Here is an 18,442-nt window from a genome sequence, read left to right on the forward strand (position 1 = left end):
CTATAACTCCTTAATGTAAGGCTGTGCAGAAGCTTTAGGTGGGACAGCTTTTCCAATAAACCCAGCTAGCAGAATAATTGTTAGAATATAAGGTGTTGCTTCAATGAGTTGAACAGGAATTTCGCCAACACCAGGGATAGCTATACCCTGAAGCCTTATCGAGATAGCATCTAAAAAAGCAAATAGAAAGCACGCTGCGAGTACTTTATAGGGGTGCCATTTTCCAAAAATAAGGGCAGCAAGAGCAATAAACCCACTACCAGCAGTCATGTCTTTGACAAACTGTGCATTATAGGCTGTAGCAAGATATACACCCCCAATTCCACATAAAATTCCGCCTATTAAAAGTGCTTTATATCTAAGAGCTTCAACAGAAATTCCGGCAGTATCAACTGCCTTTGGGTTCTCTCCTACAGCTCGAAGTCGAAGACCAAATCGAGTGCGAAACACAACCCACCAAACCATAGGAACAATTGCAAAAGCAAGGTAAACCAAAATGTTATGCCCACTGATAAGCTCTCTATAAATAACTCCTAAAACGGGTATATGATCGACTAGTTCAAGACCTGGCAAGTCAATCGATAGAAACCTTTGGTCATTTTTAAGGGTTGGAGTAATTCCAGCTTTCTTAAACCATGCCAGGCTTAGGATCATTGTGAGTCCAGCCGCCAAGATATTAATTGCAACTCCACTCACAATCTGATTTCCTTTGTAGGTAATGGATGCGAAGCCATGAATCATTGCAAGAGCAGCGGATGCAAAAATACCAGCTAGCAACCCAATCCATGGAGAGCCAAAAATTGCAGCGGCACTTGCAGCAATAAAGGCAGACATTAAGAGCTTACCCTCAAGTCCAATATCAACGACACCTGATCGTTCAGCAAAAAGACCAGCCATGGATGCAAAAATTAGGGGAACACAAACTCGAACAGATGCATCTAATGTCAATACAGTGCTTAAGAAAAAATCACTCATTCTGTTACCTCAATAGGGGCTAAAAAGCGAATTAAAACAGGTCGATAAAGATATTCTAGGCCACCACAAAACAAAATAACAAGACCCTGCATGACCACAACAATATCCCTAGAAACGTTTTGAAGTTCAAAGTCAAGTTCCGCACCACCTTGATAAAGGATTCCAAACAAGAATGCAGCAATAAGAATTCCAATAGGATGGTTGCGACCCATAAGTGCAACTGCAATTCCACCAAAACCATAGCCATAATTAAAGTTTAAGAACAACCGATGCTGAACACCCATAAGTTCATTGATTCCAACTAAGCCAGCTAAGGCCCCAGAAATGCACATTGTTACAATAATTATTTTCTTTGGATTTATACCGCCATAGATCGCCGCATCATTGCTTTTGCCGACAGCACGAATTGCAAAACCCCAGCGAGTATGCCAAAGGAAAAACCAAACCAACCCTGAGAAAAATAAAGCAACAAGAATCGATAAATTAAGGGGGGATTTAGCAATCTTGTAACCAAAACTAGCAAAAATATCATGAACAAAAGGGAGCCATGAAGCTTTAATAAAGTCACCACTTTCAGGTGACATTTCTCCAACTTCTCTTAAAACATTGACAAGAACATAGACCATCAATGCTGAAGCTAAAAAGTTAAACATAATGGTTGTAATAACAATATGACTGCCACGATACGCCTGCAAATAAGCTGGAATAATAGCCCATAGGGCGCCAAATAATAAGCCACCAGATATCGCTAAAGGGATGACAATCCAGGCACTTAAGGCTGGATTAAGATAAAGCGCTACTAAAGCAGTTCCAAGACCTCCAACATAGGCTTGGCCCTCACCACCAATATTGAACAATCCAGCATGAAAAGCAACCGCAACAGCTAAACCAGTAAAAACAAAATTGGTAGCATAATAAAGCGTATAACCTAAACCTTCATCGTAGCCAAGCGCTCCATAAATTAATATCTTAGTTGCCTCGATTGGATCAACTCCGATTAAAAGAAATACCACGGCAGTTGCTAAAAAGGCCGTCAAGACATTGAGTAGTGGCAGTAGGAGGCCATTAATCCATGACAGGCGTCTCTCACGATTCATAGCTGAGCTCCTTTCATTTCTTCTTCAGTTTCAAGGGCATTAGCCATCATCATGCCTAGCGTCGCTTCATCAGCTTCTGCACCGTTAACTGTCCCAGTTATTTCTCCATCACACATCACAATAATTCGATCACTGAGCGACATGATTTCTTCTAACTCAACAGAGATTAAGATAATAGCTTTTCCAGCATCTCTCATTTCGATGATTCGTTTTCTAATGAATTCAATGGCACCAATGTCAACACCTCTCGTAGGCTGACCAATAATTAGAACTTCAGGGTCTCTCTCAAACTCTCTGGCTAAAATGAGTTTTTGCTGGTTTCCACCTGAGAAATTTGACGACATAAGGTTTGGATTGCTTGGTCTCACATCAAAGGCCTTCATCAAGGATTCGCAGTTGGCTTTAACTGAGGCTCGTTTCAACCAAACTCCCTGGTTAATATTTTTGTCATTATGGTAGCCCAAAAGAGCTGTTTCACTTGCAGTGAATTCAGAAATCATTCCCATTCTTTGACGATCTTCAGGAACATGCGCAACACCTAAATTTCGAAGTTGTTCAGGGTTAAGTTTATTACTAGAGGAAATCGTCTCCCCCATAATTTCAATTGAACCTTTAGAGATCGGAAGAATTCCTGCTAAAGCTTTTAAAAGTGTTCCCTGGCCGTTGCCAGTAACACCAGCAATGCCTAATATTTCACCGGAACGAGCTTCAAAGCTAATATTGGATACACGTTTTAAGCCTTGCTCATTTTTAATTTCAAGGTTCTTTGCTGTGAGGACAGGGCTACCTATTTTGGCTTTAGACTTCTCAATATTAAGTAAAACTTTTCTACCAATCATTAGCTCTGCAAGTTCTTCAGGGTTGGTTTTCTTGGTTTCGCGATGTGCAACCATTTTTCCTGCACGCATGACTGAAACGTGATCAGTAATGCTCATTATTTCACGCAACTTATGAGTGATCAATATGATAGTGACGCCTTGATTTTTGAGTGCCTCAAATATTCGGAATAATTCATCAGACTCTTGAGGTGTTAAAACCCCAGTCGGCTCATCCAAAATGAGTACTTTGGCACCCTTATAAAGCCCTTTAAGTATTTCAACTCGTTGCTGCATTCCAACTGAGAGCTCTTCTACAGCAATATCAAGTTCAACTTCCAATCCATATTCCTTAGCTAGCCTAGTTAACTCAATTCTAGCATTGGAGAGACTTTCAGTTATTAGGGCGCCACCTTCACTACCAAGAACTACATTCTCTAGTACTGTAAAGTTATCCACAAGCATAAAGTGCTGATGGACCATCCCAATTCCTGCTTCGATAGATTGCTTTGAGCTTGTAGCTCTAAAGTCTTTGTCAAAGACTTTAATTTGGCCAGAGTCTGCCTGATAGAAACCATATAGGATACTCATCAGTGTAGATTTACCGGCACCGTTCTCTCCCACAATTCCATGAATTGAGCCAGATTCAACGCTCAAGTTAACCTTGTCGTTAGCGTGAACAGCTCCGAAATGTTTATCTACATTTATAAGTTCAATAGCAATATTTGACTTAGCCATAGATATTTTTTAACCGATAAATAGATTCATTATAGTTGTAAGCGTTTAAAACTTTAATATATAGTCTTACAAAAATCACATATTAAAGTTAAAAAAAACATCCGGCCTTTTGGGCCGGATGTTTATAGGATAAAAAAGCTACTCTTTATAGAGGGCAGCTATTATCGCTCATGTAGTCATGTACTACGATGTCACCAGAAATAATTGCGGCTCTAGCAGCATCAACAGCAGCAAGCATATCAGCAGAAACTAGGTCTGCGTTATACTCGTCCATTGCAGCACCAACGCCGTCTTCTGCAACACCGTTAACACTAAAACCAGCTTCCCAGTTACCAGCAACAGCAGCTGCAAAACTGTTATAAGCAGCTAATCCTACCTTCTTATACATAGAAGTAAGCATAGTTCCTGGTTGCATATAGTTTTGGTTTGAGTCAACACCAATCGCTAAAACACCCATATCTGCAGCAGTTTGATACACACCAATACCAGTTCCACCAGCAGCAGCATAAACTACGTCAGCGCCATTTTCAACTTGGCTACGAGTAATTTCACCACCCTTAGTTGGATTACCCCATGCAGCAGGTGTAGAACCAGTCATCTGAGCTAAAACATTCATTGAGCTGTCAGCATGTGCAACACCTTGCTTATAGCCACACTCAAAACGACTAATTAATGGAATGTCCATTCCACCAACAAATCCAACAGTTCCTGAGTTTGAAGCCATAGCAGCCATAACACCAACTAGAAAAGAACCTTCGTGCTCTTTATAGATAACGTTTTGAACATTTGGAGCGTCAACGACACCATCAATAATAGTGAACTGAGTATCCGGATATTCTGCAGCTGCAGCAGCAACCGCATTAGCCATAGTAAAACCTACAGCAACAACTGGTGAATAACCACGTTGAGCAAATTTCTTAAGACTTTGCTCCATCATGGCTTCGTTAGTTGGTTCAAGTTCAGTAACAGCTATTCCAGTATCATTCATGAATCTAGTAATACCATTAAAAACAGCCTCGTTAAAAGACTTGTCATTCTTACCGGCAGTATCATAAACAACTGCTGGTTTAACATGTCCATCAGCTTGAGCTATCGGTGCTGCTAAAAGAAACGTAGAAGCAATGACCGCTAAGCCAGTTTTTTTGATCAATCCACTCAAATGTGAACGTTTCATGTTTTTCATTGTGTACTCTCCTTAGTTATTAATCTCATTTATAAATAGAAAGAAAAACCGTCATTAAAAAAAAGACAGCTAAGACATCTTTAATATTTAACTCAAGTTTAGTTTAAAGTATATAGAAAATAAATTCCCGAGTTGTCAATATTCTATTCTGGAAGGAGGTCTTTGTCAAAAAAAAATTGATATATTTTTTATTCTTTCATCTTTAGTATCTTTCAGCCATGTTGGTTAATTATTTTTTATCAATTATTTGAATTCTAATAAATGAATGTTTACAATAATCGATATCAAATTTAGGCATATAATTAATGCATTTTGAACCGTGTAAAGTCATTTATAGTTAAAATTATTATGAATAAAAAGATCATTCAGAGTCTTAATAGTTATCCACGCGATATGACTGGATATGGGCAAAACTCTATCAACCCAAAGTGGCCTAATAATGCAAAAATAGCCGTTCAGTTTGTTCTTAACTATGAGGAGGGTGGTGAAAATTGCATACTTCATGGTGATAATGCTTCCGAAGCCTTTCTCTCTGAAATCGTTGGCGCAAAGCCATATGAAGGTGTCAGACATATGAGTATGGAATCGATCTATGAATATGGATCAAGGGCCGGAGTTTGGAGAATACTTCGACTTTTTAAAGAGTTTGATATCCCAATCACTGTTTTTGCTGTGGCTCTTGCGATAGCTAGAAATAAAGAATTAGCTAATTATTTAGTTGAGCATAATTATGATATTTGTGCCCATGGTTTTCGCTGGATAGACTACCAGTATGTTGATGAAAATACTGAACGAGATCACATCAAAGATTGTATTTCAATGCTGACAGAGTTCTTAGGAAAGAGACCCGAAGGATGGTATACAGGAAGAAATAGCCCAAATACAAGGAGGCTAATTATTGAAGAGGGTGGATTTCTCTATGACAGCGACGCTTATGACGATGATTTACCTTATTGGGCAAATAGCTTTGACACTGAAAAGAAGCACTTAATCATTCCATATACCTTAGATGTAAATGATATGAGGTTTGCATCGCCCCAAGGCTTTAATTCAGGTGATCAATTTTTTAATTATTTGAAAGATAGCTTTGATGCTTTATATAAAGAAGGAGAGACTAGCCCTAAAATGATGTCGGTCGGGATGCATGCAAGAATACTGGGAAGGCCTGGGAGGATTATGGCCATGAGAAGATTTTTAGAATATATTAAAACTTTTGATAATGTTTGGTTATGCTCTAGAAGAGATATTGCAGACCATTGGCATAACAATTTTTAGATTTAGGATTATGAAACTACCATCTGATTTAGCATCATACTCCTCAGAAAAGTACCTAAAGACTTTTGAAAACCTTTACGAGCATTCGCCTTGGTTTGTAGAGCAGTCTTTAAAGCTCGTAGCTTTGAATGAGAAATATAACAACCTTGAAAAATTTCATGCTATATTGTCTGAAATTATGCTCTTATCAGATAGCTATATGCAGGACGATTTGATTGCTGCACATCCACTATTGGCCGGTAAAAAAGCGCAAAATAATGAGCTGACAGATTTCTCTACAACTGAGCAAAAATCTGCAGGACTCAGTGACTGCACTGATGATGAAATTAAACTTTTTGAACAGCTCAATGAGGAGTATTTTTCAAAGTTCGCCTTTCCTTTTATTATGGCTGTTAAAGAAAAAAATAAAACCGAAATTATCTCAACCTTTTTGGAGCGCAAGAATAACTCTAGAGATGAAGAAAGGACAAATGCTTTAATTGAAATTAATAAGATAGCTTGGCTTAGAATTAAGGAGATTTATGGAATATAAAGAATTCATCGATGTTGCTTGCTCAGATACTGGGGCTAAAGTCATTTATTGTAGTGATGAATTCTTTGCTGACTCTTCTCGTATGCTCCAACCGAGCGATCCAGTTTGGATTGATGATAAGTATGATGACAATGGCAAATGGATGGACGGATGGGAAAGTCGAAGAAGAAGGGATGGTAAGGATGACTTTTGCTTTATTCGTTTAGGTAAGAAAGCATCTGTCAAAGGTTTTAATGTTGATACAACCCACTTCACGGGAAATTTTGCTCCAGGAATTTCAATTCAGGGATGCTCTGTTCCTGGCGGTACAACCGATGATCTCGTTGTAGACAGTAGTGCAGTGACAGAATGGTTTGATCTTCTAGGCAAAAAAGAAATTAAGGGTGATTCTCATAACCGTTTTGAATGTGCAGCAAATAATCCAATTACCCATTTAAAAGTTACACTTCACCCTGATGGAGGTATTGCAAGACTCAGAGTTTATGGTGATTTCTTGGAGGATGAGAGAGACTCAAATTTTGAGGGTATTAACGTTCTGTCTAAAGAGAGTGGTGCTAGAGCTTTATACGCAAACGATGAGCACTTTGGCTGCTTAAGTAATGTATTAGAAAAACATGAGCCATTAAGCATGGCTGATGGCTGGGAAACTAGAAGGAGAAGAAAGCCAGGAAACGACTGGGGTGTTCTCGCACTTTCAAAGCCTGCTCAGGTCGAGGAAATCATTGTAGACACTAAATTTTTTAAGGGTAACTTTCCACATACATTTTCACTTTCCACAGCGAATATTTCTGATCAAGAAGACGCTAGCATTATAGAAAGTAGTAAGTCTTGGACCAAGCTACTGGAAAGAAAAAAACTAGGGATGAATCAAATCCATACTTTTGGTATGAAAGACATTTTGCACAACGAACCCTTTACACATGTCCGAGTTGATATCTATCCGGATGGTGGAATCGCTCGATTAAAATTTATTGGTAAATTTATTTAACTATGCAAAATATAAAACTTATTCCAGAAAAATTAACTTCTGAAAATTTTTCCGATTTTGGAGAGGTCGTTTCAATTGAAAGTAAAGAGTCCAGAACAATCAATGATGGCTTTGCTCAAAAATTTTCAGATATCGCAACTCTTGATACTTTAGAGGAAAAAGGTCAAACGAGTGTTCATATATTTGTCGCAAAGAGTAGGAGATTTCCGCTGCATATTTCAATGTTAGAAAAACATCCTTACTTTAGCCAAACTTTCATACCAAGGCACTCTTCTCCTTTTATAGTAGTTGTTGCGCCACCTTCGCAGAGCCCTATCATTGAAAACTTGAGGGCCTTTATTACGAATGGGCAGCAAGGAATAAATTATTCACGAGGTGTTTGGCATTTTCCACTCATAAGTATTAATGATAATTCACAATTTATTGTGATTGACAGAAAACATAATGAGGAATTTGATACTATTGAGCAGTGCGAAGAAGTCTTTGTTGATGACATTAATGTGGTGTTGGAGTTTAACTTATGATGCAAATATATCTAATGGATTGGCTTAATTTAGCTTTAAAACTTCTCCATGTAATTGCTGGTATAGCTTGGATTGGGGCGTCATTCTATTTTAACTGGCTTGAAAATAAACTTGATCGATTAAATAATAGAGATGAAATAGCTGGAAATCTATGGGCAGTTCATGGTGGTGGCTTTTATCATCTAGAAAAATACAAGAAATATCCTCAAACCCTTCCAGAGCCATTGCATTGGTTTAAGTGGGAAGCGTACGTTACTTGGCTATCAGGAATTTCGCTTCTCTCAGTTATATATTATTTTAATGCTAGTACCTATTTATTAGCTACTGATAGCTCAATATCTGCAATAAATGGCATTGGGTTGAGCTTATTAGGCTTGTTACTTTTTTGGCTTATATATGACATCTTATGTAAGTCAAGATTGGTTAATAAGTCAGCAATTTTTATAGCAATCATATTTATAGTGATTTCATTTTTTTCATATTTCTATAGTAATATTTTTAATCCCAGAGCGGTTTACATGCAAATTGGCGCTATGGTTGGAACGGTTATGGTCGCAAATGTTTTTTTTGTGATTATTCCAGTTCAAAAAAAGCTGGTTGATGCTTGTGAAAACGCCACAGAAGTTAGTTTAGAGCTTGGAAAAACAGGATATCTTCGCTCTCGACATAATAACTATTTCACCTTGCCAGTTTTATTTATGATGATTAGTGGACATTATCCAACGATTTATAGTGGTGATTATGGTTGGTTGGTATTAATCGCTGTCATTGGGATTTTAGTGATGGTACGTCATTACTTTAATTTAAGGGGGGTTGGTAAAGCAAAAAATAGTTTAATTGCCATAATTGTATTATCAACATTAGCTTTAATTTATGTTTTGGCTCCATCACAAAGTAAAGATCAAAATCAGAATAAAGAAATAGTAACTATTGCTGAAGCTCAAATCATTATTGAAAAACACTGCGTAAGTTGTCACGCTGCAGAACCTTCAAACAAGGCATTTGCAATTGCGCCAAATGGCATAATGCTTGATACTCAAGAAAATATTATTACCCATAAGAATCAGATATATAAGCAAGCAGTTTTATCTAAAGCTATGCCAATAATTAACACTACAAATATGACCGATGAAGAGAGAGAGAAATTAGGGATTTGGATTGAGGCAAATTAATGATTGAATACAATCACTATCGAGGGTCAATTTACCACTGTTTTGAGAGTGGGGGAGAGGTAGAGCCAATCTATATAGAGGATGGCCTAATGGTTGTTGATGTTGATTCGGGAAAAATTGTTGAAGTTGGTGCCTTTAATGAACTTTTTTCTAAGTGGCCAAATGCAAATTCATCAAATCATTTTAAGGATAGTTTAATAATGCCTGGCTTCATTGATACTCATGTGCATTACCCTCAGTACAAAGTCATAGCTTCATATGGAACGAGTCTTTTAGACTGGCTTAATAAATATACTTTCATTGAAGAACAAAAATTTTGTGATGAGGCTTATGCGTCTTCAGTTGCAGATTTATTTCTTGATGAACTCATTAAAAATGGTACCACTACAGCAATGACTTTCTGTACTTCATACAAGCAATCTGTAGACATTTTTTTTACTGCTGCTGAAAAGAAAAATCTCAGAATGATTGCTGGTAAAGTGATGATGGATAGAAATGCTCCAGAAGGCCTTTGCGACAATTCAGATGATAGTTATTTTGATTCAAAAGAGCTTATTGAAAAATGGCACAATAAGGGACGAATGAGTTATGCAGTTACCCCTAGATTTGCTCCTACATCTTCTTCTGAACAACTTAAGCAGGCAGCTAAATTGTTGGATGAGTATTCAGATACTAATGGAAATAAAGGTTTGCTTATGCAAACACATTTGAATGAAAATATTGACGAAATTGAGTGGGTAAAAGAACTCTTCCCAGATTCAAAAAACTATTTTGATGTCTACGACAGCTTTAATTTATCTGGCACTAATTCAGTTTTTGGTCATTGTATTTATAATACTGATGAAGAATATAAACGCATTGCTGATTCGGGTTCTAAAGTTTCGCTATGCCCAAGATCCAATTTATTTCTTGGAAGTGGTTTATTTGAGGTTGATAAATTAGAAGCCTTTGGAATAGATTTTGCACTCGCTTCAGATGTTGGAGGGGGTGATAGCTTTTCAATGTTTCAGGTTATGAATGAAGCTTACAAAATATGTCGGTTAAATGACTATAACTTAGATCCTGTTAAAGCCTTTTATCTGACAACACTAGCTGCTGCTAAAGTACTTAATATGGAAGATCATATTGGTAATTTTGATTCTAATAAGGAGGCAGATTTTATTGTCATTGATTTAAAGGCCACAGAATTAATAAAGAATAAACTTGAAACCTCAAATAATATTAGCGATATATTGTTTAATTTGATGACCCTTGGAGATGATAGACTAATTAAAGAGGTCTATATTCTGGGTCAAAATATTTACAAAAAAAAGGAAGCATAATGGGACAACTAACAACTCATATATTAGATACTTCGGCAGGTATTCCTGCAAGTGATGTGGTTATAAATTTATATCGAAGAGATGGTACAAGCTCAACCCATATTAAATCAACAAAAACTAATACAGATGGTCGATGTGATAAACCTTTGCTGTCAGAAGAAGAGTTTGATGAGGGTTGTTATGAGCTTGAATTTATAGTTAATGATTATTTTGAAGCAAAAAATATAAATTGTCCTTTTTTAAAAGATGTCATTATTCGTTTTAGTATTAGTGAAAAAAGTGAAAATTACCATGTGCCACTTTTAATTTCTCCTTATAGTTATTCAACATATCGAGGAAGCTAATGTATTTTTTGCTTAATCAAAACTCTTCACCAACTGATCTTGGTTTAATTAATCCAAATACTACTGTTCTGGAGTGGTTAAGAAGTAATCAGCTTGTAGGCACAAAGGAAGGCTGTGGTTCAGGAGATTGTGGGGCTTGTACTGCTGTTATTGGTGAAATTGTTACAAGTAATAAGACTAGTAAGATCGAGTACAAGAGTATAAATACATGTATGGCGCTAGCCTATGGTTTGGTTGGTAAGCATTTAGTTACTGTTGAGGGCTTAATGGAGGATGATAAGCTCCATCCCTCTCAAAAGGCTATGGTGCTAGAAAATGGTTCACAGTGCGGATTTTGTACACCTGGATTTGTCATGTCCTTATTTGCTTTATATCAAAATAAAAATTCTGTAAATCTTCATCAAATAAACGAAGCACTATCAGGCAATTTGTGCAGATGTACAGGCTACAAGCCAATAATTGCAGCAGCATTTTCAATGTTTGATAACATAAATGATGAGCCTCTAGACTACTATAAGAAAAATAAGAAGAAAATTACTGATATCTTAGGGAAATTAAATAATCCTGAGCATATAAGTCTAAGTTTTAAAAAGAGCAATAAAACAATTAAATATGATGCTCCTTCAACAATAGATGAGCTCTCTAATATTCTTATTAATAATACATCAACTAATATTATTGCTGCTGGAACTGACCTTAGCCTTGAAATTACCCAGTCAATGAAAGAATTCTCTCATATTGTCAGCGTTAACAAGGTTATTGAATTGAAAGAGATTAAAGATGGTGCTAATGAGATAGAAATTGGAGCTGCAGTTAGTTATGAAGATGCCGCTTCTTGTCTCATAAGTAATTGGCCTGACTTAGCGGCTTTTTTGCAACGTTTTGCTTCATTACCAATTAAGAATTGGGCCACTATTGGAGGTAATATAGCTAATGCTTCACCTATTGGAGATATGCCTCCAGTTTTGATTGCTTTAGATGCAAAATTAAAGCTTAGAAAGGGTGCTGATAGCCGAATAATAAATCTAGAAGATTTTTTTATTACATATAAAAAAACAGTTATTCAACAAGGTGAATTTATTGAAAGTATTATCATTCCTAAGCCAAATGGTAATCAGCAACTCATAACTCATAAAATGTCGAAAAGATATGAGGATGATATTTCAGCTGTATGTATGGCAATCAATATTTCATCTAAGAACAATAAACCAGAATCATTTAAGATAGCCTTTGGCGGTATGTCAGGTATCCCTCAAAGATCAAAAAAACTTGAAGATTTTTTATTAAAGCATTGGCAAAATGACGATATAGCTTCATTATCTTATAAGGTTTTAAATGAAGAATTTTCTCCTTTTACTGATGTAAGGGCGTCTTCAGAATATCGATTGCAAGTTTCTGCAAACTTAGTTAAAAAAACTATTTTGATGTATTTAGGTGAGTCAATCGAAAATCTTGCTGAATATACTCATTTAAATTAATTTAGGGAGTAAGGACAAATTAATAAAAGTACCAAAAATTCTTCTCAGCTTAAAAGCTCAATAATTGGCGAATCTATTGCTCATGATAGTGCTCATATGCATGTCCAAGGGAGTGCGGCTTATATTGATGATATGCCAGCTCCAAAAGGTACTCTTCATGTCGCCTTTGCATTAAGTGAGGTCGCTCATGGAAAAATAAATAAGATTGATATTTCAAGCGCTAAGGAGGCTGAGGGTGTTCATAGTATTCTCTTAGCAAAAGACATAGAAAATCTTTACATAGGGGCAATTAAACATGACGAACCTATTTTAGCTGATGAAGAGGTTTTATTTTATGGTCAAGCAATCGCTGCTGTCTTGGCTGATAGTCATGAAAACGCAAGAACAGCGGCACTGCTAATTACCACAGATGTAAAAGAGCTTGAGGCAGTTGTAACTATTGATCAGGCAATGGCTAAAAAAAGCTTTCTTGATGAGCCAATAATTGTATCTACAGGAGACTCAAATAAGGCTATTGACTCATCAAAAAATAAGCTAGATGGCAGTATTTCTATTGGAGGCCAAGAGCATTATTACCTTGAGGGGCAGGTCGCCTTTGCAATTCCAACAGAGGATAATGAAATGGTAGTCCACTCTTCTACTCAAAATCCAACTGAAGTTCAGCATTTAGTAGCACATGTTCTGGATGTTCCGCAGAATGCAATTGAAGTAGTTACTCGAAGAATGGGAGGCGGCTTTGGTGGTAAAGAGACTGATTCATCTCAGCTAGCATGCGTTTGTGCAATTTTTGCAAACCAGACTAAGCTCCCAATAAAGGCTAGGCTTTCAAGGAAAGATGATATTTTGATGACTGGAAAGAGACATGATTTCAAAGCGAACTATAAAGTTGGCTATGATGATGATGGTAGGATTTTAGGAATTGAAGTTGATCTTGCTGCAAGATGTGGATACTCACTCGATCTCTCAAAAGCAATAGTCTCTAGAGCCCTATTCCATGCTGATAATGCATATTTCTTACCAAATGCTACTTTTAGGGGCTTCCTATGCAAAACAAATACTGCTTCAAATACCGCATTTAGAGGATTTGGTGGACCTCAAGGCATGCTTGCTATAGAAAATATTATTGAAGAAATAGCTATGAATATTGGTGTCGATCCACTTGAGATTAGACAATTAAACTATTATCAAAAGGAAACAAATAATGTCACGCCATATGATCAAGTTGTTGAAGATAATATTGTTAATGAGCTTACAACTGAACTCATAGAGGATAGTCAGTATTTGGCTAGAAGAGCGAGTATTAAGAATTTTAATAAGAATAATACATATCTCAAAAAGGGATTGGCTTTCTCACCTGTTAAATTTGGTATTTCTTTTACTACTCAGTTATTGAATCAAGCAGGGGCATTGGTAAATATCTATAAAGATGGCAGTATATATATAAATCATGGCGGAACTGAAATGGGTCAAGGTCTATTTACTAAGGTTGCTCAGGTTGTTGCTAATGAGTTTGGAGTTAATTTAGAACGTGTAAAGGTTTCAGCAACCTCGACTGCAAAGGTACCCAATACATCTCCTACAGCTGCTTCTTCAGGTTCAGATTTAAATGGAATGGCCGCTAGAGAGGCTTGCCTTCGTATTAAGAAAAATTTAACTGTCTTTGCCCAAGACTTCTATGGTGAAGCTAATGATGACATTGAGTTTAAAGACTCTTTTGTTACTGTTGGTAAGAAAAGGATAGCATTTGACGAATTTGTATTAACAGCATATTTAAATAGAGTTGAGCTATTTAGTAATGGCTTCTATAAAACTCCAAAGATTTATTTCGATGCTATTAAACAAAAAGGTCGTCCTTTTTTTTATTATTCATATGGTGCATGCGTTAGCGAGGTTATAGTCGACTGTTTGACTGGTGAATACAAACTTTTAGCAGTAGATATTTTGCATGATGTTGGTGCCTCGCTTAATCCTGCAATTGATATGGGACAAATAGTTGGAGGGTTTATTCAAGGCATGGGCTGGCTTTGCTCTGAGGAACTGAAATGGAATGATTCCGGAGCATTGCTAACAATGGGCGCCTCAACTTATAAAATACCTGCAATAGGAGATACTCCTGAACACTTTGAGGTCAAAATTAAACCAAATATTTCAAATCATGAAAATACAATTCATAAATCAAAAGCAGTTGGTGAGCCCCCACTTATGCTTGCTATCTCAACCTGGCTTGCGTTAAAAAATGCTATTTATAATGCAGATGAAAAAAATAAAACAGGGCTAAATGCACCTGCAAATTTTGAGGAAGTATTTTTTAGTCTGAATAAGCGGTCATAAGCAGAAAGATATGGATAGTTGGCTTGACCCTGTAAAAACAGAAATTTCATTGAATAATGGGTTTGTTTTATTGACCATTATTGCTACAAAAGGTTCAACGCCATGTACTAATGGAGACAAGATTGTTTTCACGAAGAATGAGAATTCATTTGGGAGTATTGGTGGTGGCAATCTGGAGTTTAAATCGCTTGCATTTGCTAAAGAGATGTTAGGTCAAAAAATGAATACTCGGCAACTCGTCAAGTATCCACTAGGCGCAACATTGGGGCAATGTTGTGGCGGCTATGTTAAGGTGTTATTTGAAAGCTTTATAGACGATGATGAAGGCTTAAGTCATAATAATTCGTGGATTGAACAAGTATCAATGCTCTATAAAAAGGGCGAAGATTTTATTTTGGCAACCATCATTGATATTGATAAAAAAAATCACTCAAGTACTCAAAAGTGTATTTACACAAACAACAATTTTTACTCCTCTCTTGGTAATAAAAAATTATCAAACTTTATAGAGGAAAGCGCTTCAAATTTGATGCAGAGCGCTCAAAGCCCAACTATCGTTGAATTTGAGGATGACTCAGAGACTAAGGCTCAAGTTTTACTTGAGAAAGTTAACTCGAGCGAGGTTTTGCACGTGGTAGTCTTTGGGGCGGGCCATATCTCTAGAGCGTTGATGCCCATAATAATCAACCTTCCAATTAAGTTGTATTGGATCGATGATAGACAGGAGCAGTTTGATCAATATGTTGGTGATACCTCTCAAATTAATATTATTTGTGATGACTTTCTGACTAGTATGGCGGATTTACCAAATGAGATTTATACCTTGGTTATTACTTATAGCCATCAAATTGATTTTGAAATTTGTGAGAAGATGATTATTCAAAATAACTTTAGTTATTTGGGTATGATTGGTTCATCGATTAAGGGGAGAAAATTTAGAGATCGTTTTGCTCAAAAAAATTATTCAAAGGATGTAATTGATAAATTTACTTGTCCGATTGGTGAAAAACAGAAACTTTTAAAATCACCCACCTCTATTGCCATAACAATAGCAATGGATTTGATTAATTTTATTGAAAATAAAAAACAATCTGAATTATCATGAAGTATCAATTAGAAATTTCAAATATCACTAAATCTTATGGAGACCTTAAGGCGAATGACGATGTCTCTTTAAGTATTAAGAGTTCATCCATTCACGCACTGCTTGGGGAGAATGGCGCAGGTAAATCCACCCTAGTAAAGATTATCTATGGCTCCTTGATGCCAGATGCAGGTCAGATGAAATGGGCTGGTGAGAATTACAGTCCAAAGAGTCCTTTTGAGGCCAGAGAGAATGGCATTGCAATGGTGTTCCAGCATTTCTCTTTATTTGAGTCCCTGACGGTTGAAGAAAACATTATCTTGGGCCTTGATAAAGTGGGTCTTAATGAAAACTTTAAAGATGAGATCTTAAAATACTCAAAGCAATATGGCCTCGATGTTAATCCCCAACAAGTTGTTGGAGACCTCTCTGTAGGTGAGCGCCAGAGAGTTGAAATTATTCGATGTCTAATTCAAAATCCGAAGCTTCTGATTATGGATGAACCCACTTCTGTTTTAACCCCACAGGAAGTTTCTGACCTCTTTGTGACACTTAATAAACTTGCTGATGATGGCTGTGCTATTTTGTATATTTCTCATAAACTTGAAGAGGTTCGCGAGATCTGTAGTGAAGCTACAATCTTAAGAGGAGGAAAGTTAGTCCAAAGCTGCATTCCACAAGAGCACACTCAAAAAGAGCTCGCTGAAATGATGATTGGAAAAAAACTAACAGAATTGGCCAGAACTAATATTAATATTGGTTCAGATATCTTCTCAATTAAAAATTTAAGTCGTAAAAGTGATGATATGTATGGCGTTCACTTGCATGATATCTCATTAACAATGAAACAAGGAAGTATCGTTGGAATTGCAGGAGTTGCGGGAAATGGGCAAGACGAATTAATGGAGCTTCTTATAGGTGAAAAGTCATCTGCAGATAATGTTTTGACTTTTGATGGTGAAGATATTAGTTCACTAAATTCCCATGAAAGAAGACAACTTTCGATGTTTTTTGTTCCTGAGGAGCGACTAGGTCATGGCGCCGTTCCAGATATGACACTTGATGAGAATATGTTATTGAGTCGACCAGAGTCTGAAGGAATGACATCGAATGGTGTTATTGATTGGAAGGCTGTTACGCGTTTTTCAGATCAAGTGATAAGTGACTTTGATGTCCAAACTCCCTCAAGTAGAATGCTTGCCAAATCCTTATCTGGGGGAAATTTACAGAAATTTATGGTGGGAAGGGAGCTCATTAGAAAACCAAAAATAATAATAGTTGCTCAGCCAACATGGGGCGTTGACGCAGGGTCAGCTAACAACATTCATCAATCTTTAATATCGCTGGCAGATCAAGGTTCTGCAGTTTTAATTATCTCCCAAGATTTGGATGAAATTTTAAGTTTATGTGAACAAATTCATGTTCTTTCAGAGGGTAGTCTTTCAGAAGCAGTCGATATGAAAAAAGGTGGCTTAGAGAAAATTTCACAGCTGATGGTAGGAGGTCATAAATCATGATCAAACTAATTCCAAGAGCAGAAAACTCAAAAGCGATGATCATATTATCACCAATCATTGCGCTTACACTTACTGCACTCTCTGCATTAGTCATCTTCCTTTTTATCTTAGAAGATATTCCAGTTTCTAGCGTATTTTTCACATTATTTGCTGAGCCCCTTCTGGATTCATACTATTTCTCTGAGCTCCTAGTCAAAGCAACTCCATTGATGATTATTGGACTTGGTTTGTCGATCGGCTTTAGAGCCGGAATTTGGAATATTGGAGCAGAAGGTCAATTTGTAATGGGCGGTATTGCGGGTGGCGCCGTTGGACTGTATTTCTATAATGTTGAAGGCTTTTGGCTTTTGCCATTGATGGCTATAGCTGGCATTCTTGGTGGAATGCTTTATGCAAGTATCGCTGCTTTCCTTCGTATCAAATATCAGGTTAATGAAATTCTTGTAACCTTAATGTTGACTTATGTTGCTGTATTGTTTTTACAAGCTATGCTCCAAGGACCCTTAAGAAATCCATCAGGTTTTAATTTTCCAGAAAGTCGAATGTTTCATGATAGCGCAATGCTGCCTATCATCTGGGAAAGCACCCGCTTACATATTGGCTTGATTGTTGCAATTCTTCTCTCATTCTTAGCATGGTTTGGAATAAAGAAGCATATGTTTGGAATGCAAATTAAAATCTCTGGAAGTGCACCTCGAGCAGCTAAATTTGCAGGTTTTGATGATAATAAGACTGTATGGTACTCCTTATTGATCTCTGGAGGTTTGGCGGGACTCGCTGGCTTATTTGAAGCATCAGGTCCAGCAGGGCAGCTCACTCCGGGTCTGCCTCAATTTTATGGCTTCACTGCAATTATTGTAGCCTTTCTAGCACGGCTTCATCCCGTTGGAATATTATTTTCGGCGCTACTTATAGCGCTCAGTTATGTGGGAGGTGAAAATGTTCAAATAGATTACAATTTACCGAGCTCAATAACTCAAATTTTTCAAGGCATGCTTCTTTTTTATTTTCTAGCATGCGACATATTAATTAAATACAAAGTTGTCCTTTTTAAAAAAAATAATTAA

The 18,442-nt window shown here is 36.9% G+C and carries 16 protein-coding genes; 12 read left to right on the forward strand and 4 right to left on the reverse strand.

The annotated features are described in order from the left end of the window. The 4 genes from AC5YGB_RS03725 to AC5YGB_RS03740 form a co-directional block, all read right to left on the reverse strand. Nucleotides 1-975, reverse strand: a complete 975-nt coding sequence (locus AC5YGB_RS03725) for an ABC transporter permease (protein WP_020024123.1) — start codon at nucleotides 973-975, stop codon at nucleotides 1-3. Continuing rightward, on the reverse strand, nucleotides 972-2,072 hold the full coding sequence (locus AC5YGB_RS03730) for an ABC transporter permease (RefSeq protein WP_020025781.1): 1,101 nt from the start codon (nucleotides 2,070-2,072) through the stop codon (nucleotides 972-974). Before AC5YGB_RS03730 ends, AC5YGB_RS03725 begins: the two co-directional genes overlap by 4 nt. Next, nucleotides 2,069-3,625, reverse strand: coding sequence for an ATP-binding cassette domain-containing protein (locus tag AC5YGB_RS03735; protein WP_496137883.1), 1,557 nt, complete (start codon nucleotides 3,623-3,625; stop codon nucleotides 2,069-2,071). The genes AC5YGB_RS03730 and AC5YGB_RS03735 overlap by 4 nt, the downstream gene beginning before the upstream one ends. Nucleotides 3,626-3,770: 145 nt before the next feature. Next, on the reverse strand, nucleotides 3,771-4,808 hold the full coding sequence (locus tag AC5YGB_RS03740) for a BMP family lipoprotein (RefSeq protein ID WP_020024120.1): 1,038 nt from the start codon (nucleotides 4,806-4,808) through the stop codon (nucleotides 3,771-3,773). A gap of 348 nt (nucleotides 4,809-5,156) precedes the next feature. Here AC5YGB_RS03740 and puuE point away from each other — a divergent pair, with 348 nt between their 5' ends. The 12 genes from puuE (at nucleotide 5,157) to AC5YGB_RS03800 (ending at nucleotide 18,442) form a co-directional block, all read left to right on the forward strand. Beyond that, complete coding sequence (puuE, locus tag AC5YGB_RS03745) at nucleotides 5,157-6,083, forward strand: allantoinase PuuE (RefSeq protein WP_496137884.1); 927 nt, start codon at nucleotides 5,157-5,159, stop codon at nucleotides 6,081-6,083. Nucleotides 6,084-6,093: 10 nt separating this feature from the next. Continuing rightward, on the forward strand, nucleotides 6,094-6,615 hold the full coding sequence (uraD, locus tag AC5YGB_RS03750) for a 2-oxo-4-hydroxy-4-carboxy-5-ureidoimidazoline decarboxylase (protein ID WP_496137885.1): 522 nt from the start codon (nucleotides 6,094-6,096) through the stop codon (nucleotides 6,613-6,615). Then, a complete protein-coding gene (alc, locus tag AC5YGB_RS03755) occupies nucleotides 6,605-7,603 on the forward strand; it encodes an allantoicase (protein WP_496137886.1) in 999 nt (332 codons plus the stop codon). The genes uraD and alc overlap by 11 nt, the downstream gene beginning before the upstream one ends. Before the next feature lie 2 nt (nucleotides 7,604-7,605). Next, a complete protein-coding gene (locus AC5YGB_RS03760) occupies nucleotides 7,606-8,127 on the forward strand; it encodes an ureidoglycolate lyase (RefSeq protein ID WP_496137887.1) in 522 nt (173 codons plus the stop codon). Further along, entirely contained in the window at nucleotides 8,124-9,299 is a 1,176-nt protein-coding gene (locus AC5YGB_RS03765) for a urate hydroxylase PuuD (RefSeq protein WP_083071226.1), read from the forward strand. The genes AC5YGB_RS03760 and AC5YGB_RS03765 overlap by 4 nt, the downstream gene beginning before the upstream one ends. After that, nucleotides 9,299-10,621 carry a guanine deaminase gene (gene guaD / locus AC5YGB_RS03770; protein WP_496137888.1) on the forward strand — a complete coding sequence of 441 codons (1,323 nt, stop codon included), beginning with the start codon at nucleotides 9,299-9,301 and terminating at the stop codon, nucleotides 10,619-10,621. The genes AC5YGB_RS03765 and guaD overlap by 1 nt, the downstream gene beginning before the upstream one ends. Further along, nucleotides 10,621-10,965: a hydroxyisourate hydrolase gene (gene uraH / locus AC5YGB_RS03775; protein ID WP_053820231.1), complete on the forward strand. Its 345-nt coding sequence runs from the start codon at nucleotides 10,621-10,623 to the stop codon at nucleotides 10,963-10,965. Before guaD ends, uraH begins: the two co-directional genes overlap by 1 nt. After that, entirely contained in the window at nucleotides 10,965-12,443 is a 1,479-nt protein-coding gene (gene xdhA, locus AC5YGB_RS03780) for a xanthine dehydrogenase small subunit (RefSeq protein WP_496137889.1), read from the forward strand. The genes uraH and xdhA overlap by 1 nt, the downstream gene beginning before the upstream one ends. Nucleotides 12,444-12,518: 75 nt before the next feature. Continuing rightward, the gene (xdhB, locus tag AC5YGB_RS03785; protein WP_496138012.1) at nucleotides 12,519-14,774 is read left to right on the forward strand and encodes a xanthine dehydrogenase molybdopterin binding subunit; all 2,256 of its coding nucleotides are present in this window, start codon (nucleotides 12,519-12,521) and stop codon (nucleotides 14,772-14,774) included. A gap of 10 nt (nucleotides 14,775-14,784) precedes the next feature. Beyond that, nucleotides 14,785-15,879, forward strand: coding sequence for an XdhC family protein (locus AC5YGB_RS03790; RefSeq protein ID WP_496137890.1), 1,095 nt, complete (start codon nucleotides 14,785-14,787; stop codon nucleotides 15,877-15,879). Next, on the forward strand, nucleotides 15,876-17,375 hold the full coding sequence (locus AC5YGB_RS03795; RefSeq protein ID WP_496137891.1) for an ATP-binding cassette domain-containing protein: 1,500 nt from the start codon (nucleotides 15,876-15,878) through the stop codon (nucleotides 17,373-17,375). The genes AC5YGB_RS03790 and AC5YGB_RS03795 overlap by 4 nt, the downstream gene beginning before the upstream one ends. Then, nucleotides 17,372-18,442, forward strand: a complete 1,071-nt coding sequence (locus AC5YGB_RS03800; protein WP_020024108.1) for an ABC transporter permease — start codon at nucleotides 17,372-17,374, stop codon at nucleotides 18,440-18,442. The genes AC5YGB_RS03795 and AC5YGB_RS03800 overlap by 4 nt, the downstream gene beginning before the upstream one ends.

The sequence above is a fragment of the Candidatus Pseudothioglobus sp. uisw_142 genome, assembly GCF_059512465.1.

What these genes read in the sequence shown, in the direction of transcription:
- AC5YGB_RS03725 (WP_020024123.1), bottom strand. Translation starts at nt 975, where the DNA reads ATGAGTGATTTTTTCTTAAGCACTGTATTGACATTAGATGCATCTGTT.
- AC5YGB_RS03730 (WP_020025781.1), bottom strand. Translation starts at nt 2,072, where the DNA reads ATGAATCGTGAGAGACGCCTGTCATGGATTAATGGCCTCCTACTGCCA.
- AC5YGB_RS03735 (WP_496137883.1), bottom strand. Translation starts at nt 3,625, where the DNA reads ATGGCTAAGTCAAATATTGCTATTGAACTTATAAATGTAGATAAACAT.
- AC5YGB_RS03740 (WP_020024120.1), bottom strand. Translation starts at nt 4,808, where the DNA reads ATGAAAAACATGAAACGTTCACATTTGAGTGGATTGATCAAAAAAACT.
- puuE (WP_496137884.1), top strand. Translation starts at nt 5,157, where the DNA reads ATGAATAAAAAGATCATTCAGAGTCTTAATAGTTATCCACGCGATATG.
- uraD (WP_496137885.1), top strand. Translation starts at nt 6,094, where the DNA reads ATGAAACTACCATCTGATTTAGCATCATACTCCTCAGAAAAGTACCTA.
- alc (WP_496137886.1), top strand. Translation starts at nt 6,605, where the DNA reads ATGGAATATAAAGAATTCATCGATGTTGCTTGCTCAGATACTGGGGCT.
- AC5YGB_RS03760 (WP_496137887.1), top strand. Translation starts at nt 7,606, where the DNA reads ATGCAAAATATAAAACTTATTCCAGAAAAATTAACTTCTGAAAATTTT.
- AC5YGB_RS03765 (WP_083071226.1), top strand. Translation starts at nt 8,124, where the DNA reads ATGATGCAAATATATCTAATGGATTGGCTTAATTTAGCTTTAAAACTT.
- guaD (WP_496137888.1), top strand. Translation starts at nt 9,299, where the DNA reads ATGATTGAATACAATCACTATCGAGGGTCAATTTACCACTGTTTTGAG.
- uraH (WP_053820231.1), top strand. Translation starts at nt 10,621, where the DNA reads ATGGGACAACTAACAACTCATATATTAGATACTTCGGCAGGTATTCCT.
- xdhA (WP_496137889.1), top strand. Translation starts at nt 10,965, where the DNA reads ATGTATTTTTTGCTTAATCAAAACTCTTCACCAACTGATCTTGGTTTA.
- AC5YGB_RS03790 (WP_496137890.1), top strand. Translation starts at nt 14,785, where the DNA reads ATGGATAGTTGGCTTGACCCTGTAAAAACAGAAATTTCATTGAATAAT.
- AC5YGB_RS03795 (WP_496137891.1), top strand. Translation starts at nt 15,876, where the DNA reads ATGAAGTATCAATTAGAAATTTCAAATATCACTAAATCTTATGGAGAC.
- AC5YGB_RS03800 (WP_020024108.1), top strand. Translation starts at nt 17,372, where the DNA reads ATGATCAAACTAATTCCAAGAGCAGAAAACTCAAAAGCGATGATCATA.